This window comes from Celeribacter marinus, from assembly GCF_965656515.1.
GTDB classification, from domain to species: Bacteria; Pseudomonadota; Alphaproteobacteria; order Rhodobacterales; family Rhodobacteraceae; genus Celeribacter; species Celeribacter marinus_D.
This window is the reverse complement of record NZ_CBFHKW010000036.1, coordinates 21,995-25,561: the sequence shown is the minus strand read 5'-3', so window position 1 is coordinate 25,561 and position 3,567 is coordinate 21,995. Positions and strand designations below refer to the sequence as shown.

Here is a 3,567-nt window from a genome sequence, read left to right as displayed (position 1 = left end):
TGTTCGTTTCTGGCGACCATGATGGCGGACACATAAATTGCTATGAAAGCCATACACAGGCTTGCCACGGACAAGAGAGCGAGCTGAAAATACATGCGTTGGTCCAAGGTCCGAATTTATCATTAGGGTTTTTAATGATACTTTTGGATAAAACTGGTTAACGTCTCGTTAACATTTCGCTCAAAATGCCTTAAAATTGAACATTTTGGCCCAGTGCGGCCATTTCATCACCCTGCGCGAGGCAAATCCGGTCTCGCGGCCATGTCAGCTCTACAATTGCACCCGATTTTCGACCCGTGTGAAGATGTTGATCATACCGTCCCGACCCGTTTGCAAAGGAAATATCGGCTCCCGTGCGTTCCAAAAGCGTTTTGGCGATAAACAGGCCAAGCCCCATGCCGTCATACTCGGGTCGCGCGGCTTGCGTGCGCTCCTGTCTACGCCGCCCGACAAATGGCTCCCCGATGCGCCCAAGCACGGATGTTGGAAATCCTGGCCCGTCATCGATAATGCGGATGGTCACAACCTTGTCAGTCCACATCACATCCACCCAAACCGTGGTCGCGGCGAAATCGACCGCATTTTGCACCAAATTGCGCAGACCGTGGATAATCTCGGGTTGCCGGAAACAATGTGGCTGTTGGCCTTCCATGCCCTCTGGCAATTCAATATTAACTGACTTTCCGCGTGCCATATGGGGTGATGCAGCTTCCTCGATCACCGCCTGAAGGGGGGCACTGCGCAAGTGCAAATCATCTTTTCCTGCCTGCCCCATAGATCGCAAAATATCACGACACCGGTCGGCCTGCTCACGAATGAGAAGCGCATCGTCGCGCAAATCACCGTTTTCCAACTCGTCCGCAAGTTCGGTACTCACGAGTTTGATCGTCGCCAGTGGCGTGCCAAGCTCATGGGCCGCTGCGGCGACAACACCGCCAAGATCAGTAAGCTTTTGCTCTCTGGTCAGCGCCATTTGAGTGGCCAATAAAGCCTCCGACATTGATTGGGTTTCGGATGTGACACGCCATGAGAATAGACCCAAAAACAGCACACCAATGAGGATCGCCGCCCAATGACCAAACACAAAGATGTTGGGCAACAACAACTTTGATCCATCCGCTAGGATCAAGGGGTGGTGAAATACCCCGATAACGGTCATGAAAACGATTGCTGCGGTGCCGGTCAGCACCGCTGACATGGGCCGTAGTGCGGTAGCGGAAATCGATACCGGTGCGAGGATCAAAAGGGCAAAGGGATTGTTCAGACCACCGGAAAGATACAGCAACGCAGACAGCTGACCGATGTCGAACAACAACATCATCGCCGCGCCACGTTCACTCAACCGTGTCGTTTCTGGATACACAAATGTTGTGATGACGTTCACGATGATGGACGCGCCAATCGCAATGGAAAATCCGCCAAGGTCAAATTGAAAGCCAAATAATGTGGTCGCGAGAATGATCGTGGCGATCTGTCCTGTTACGGCAACCCATCGCAGCGTCACCAAGGTTCGCAAGCGCACCAAGTTGGATCGCCGCTCTGACGTCATCACATTATTGTAATCCGTTGCGATAATCATGCTTTTAGCCCCACTGCGTCACTACAGCCCTTGCTGTCTGCATCTGACTCTACGATCAATGTCGCGTTGATTCTAGGAGAGAGACATGAACACCCGTAATATTGCCATTGGATCCGTTGTCGCGGCGGTTGCCCTTATTGGTGTGACATTCGTCGTGACCCAACTCAAACCCACGTCCGACGATCAGTTTGCGCAATGTCGAGCCTCAGCGATTTCGGGTGGCGCGAGTGCAATCGGCGGCCCGTTTGAATTGGTCCGCGAAGATGGCGTGACGGTGACGGATGTCGACGTGTTTACAAAACCAACATTGCTCTACTTTGGCTACACATTTTGCCCCGATGTTTGCCCGCTTGATAATATGCGCAACGCGGATGCGCTCCGCCTTTTGGACGAGCGCGGGTATGATGCACAAGCGGCGTTCATTTCCATTGATCCTGAGCGCGATACTGTTGACGTCGTCAACGAATTTTCCGACCTGTTTCATGAAAACATGATCGGTCTGACAGGCTCGGTGGAACAGGTAAAAGCGGCATCCAAAGCTTATAAAACCTATTTCAAAAAACAAGACGGCGATCCCGAATACTATCTCGTAGACCACTCTACCTTTGCATATCTGGTGTTCCCCGAAATAGGGTTTGTCGAGTTTTTCAAACGCGAAGATGAGGCGGACGAAATGGCGGACCGCGTGGCGTGCTTTATCGATGCATGGGAGAAATAGACCCTATTGGTATATTTGACGCATGTCATTTGACCTTACTCTGCGATCCCCTATGTTATGCTGACGATTGAATGCGTTCGGGCTTGCCGGATTGTGTTCGCGGTGGAGGACTTCATATGACCGAAAATTCCAAACTCGATCTCGGTGAGGACAAGTCACTTCTCCTCGTGGATGATGACGAGCCGTTTTTGCGCCGCCTTGCACGGGCGATGGAAAAGCGGGGCTTTGACGTTGAAACGGCGGATTCAGTCGCGGCAGGTAAGGCAATTTCAACGGCTCGCCCGCCAGCATATGCAGTGATCGATCTACGCCTTGCAGATGGAAACGGCCTGGATGTTGTCGAAGTGCTTCGCGAAAAACGCCCAGACAGCCGCATTGTCGTGCTGACAGGTTACGGAGCCATTGCCACGGCGGTCGCTGCGGTAAAAATCGGTGCAACAGATTATTTGTCCAAACCTGCGGATGCCAATGACGTCACCAACGCGCTTTTGGCCACAGGCGATGCGCTTCCACCTCCTCCAGAAAACCCGATGTCAGCGGACCGTGTGCGTTGGGAGCATATTCAACGCGTCTATGAGTTGTGTGATCGCAACGTGTCCGAAACTGCGCGCCGCCTCAACATGCACCGCCGCACATTGCAGCGCATTTTGGCAAAACGATCGCCGCGCTAGGGGCTGTTTCACCTTCGCATTTGTTAAACAGCACGCCATATTCGTATGAATATATTTAAACCCCGCGCCGCAAAGACGTATAAAACATTAATGTTTACATCCACGCCATCAGGTCCGAATACCGCGCGGTAAAGGCGTTTCGCGTCTCGACTGGCGGGCGCAGGATGATACTCAGCCCCGCGATAATTTCAGGATCGGGCTTGCCGAATATCTTGTCGCTTTCAGCGATGGAAAACCCCGCGATCTGAACCGCCTCCAACCATGCCGAAATGCGGTCTGCTTTTTTGATCTTCTTCTTGATCGCCTGCGGTACCTTGGCCGGCAAGCCAAAGCGGATGTGAATAGCCGCCGTAAGACGATCATCCAGTGCGCTATACCCATCCCCAACCGCAGCTTTTACAGGCGAAATCATGTCACCGATGACGTATTCAGGGGCGTCATGCAAAAGAGCCGCCAATTGCCATTTGATCGGCTCATTCGGATAAAGACGGCAAAAAAGCGCTTCGACCAGAATGGAATGCTCGGCCACAGAATAGGCAAAATCGCCGTGCGTTTGACCATTCCAACGGGCCACAAACGCAAGCCCGTGTGCAATATCC

Annotated in this window: 4 protein-coding genes; 2 read left to right on the top strand and 2 right to left on the bottom strand. The window is 52.5% G+C overall.

The window, feature by feature from the left end; all coding sequences use genetic code 11:
• Nucleotides 1-190: 190 nt before the first annotated feature.
• Nucleotides 191-1,579 (bottom strand): sensor histidine kinase RegB, encoded by a 1,389-nt coding sequence (gene regB / locus ACTG34_RS09240; RefSeq protein ID WP_439104642.1) that lies wholly within the window; start codon nt 1,577-1,579, stop codon nt 191-193.
• A gap of 85 nt (nt 1,580-1,664) precedes the next feature.
• On the opposite strand from regB, the gene ACTG34_RS09235 reads away from it, so the two are divergent.
• Nucleotides 1,665-2,297 (top strand): SCO family protein, encoded by a 633-nt coding sequence (locus ACTG34_RS09235; RefSeq protein ID WP_439104641.1) that lies wholly within the window; start codon nt 1,665-1,667, stop codon nt 2,295-2,297.
• 116 nt (nt 2,298-2,413) lie between these two features.
• Nucleotides 2,414-2,968, top strand: a complete 555-nt coding sequence (locus tag ACTG34_RS09230) for an ActR/PrrA/RegA family redox response regulator transcription factor (RefSeq protein ID WP_439104640.1) — start codon at nt 2,414-2,416, stop codon at nt 2,966-2,968.
• A 94-nt stretch (nt 2,969-3,062) separates the two neighbouring features.
• On the opposite strand, the gene ACTG34_RS09225 is transcribed toward ACTG34_RS09230, so the two are convergent.
• A partial coding sequence (locus tag ACTG34_RS09225) for an HD domain-containing protein (RefSeq protein ID WP_439104639.1) occupies nt 3,063-3,567 on the bottom strand: 505 nt, incomplete at its 5' end.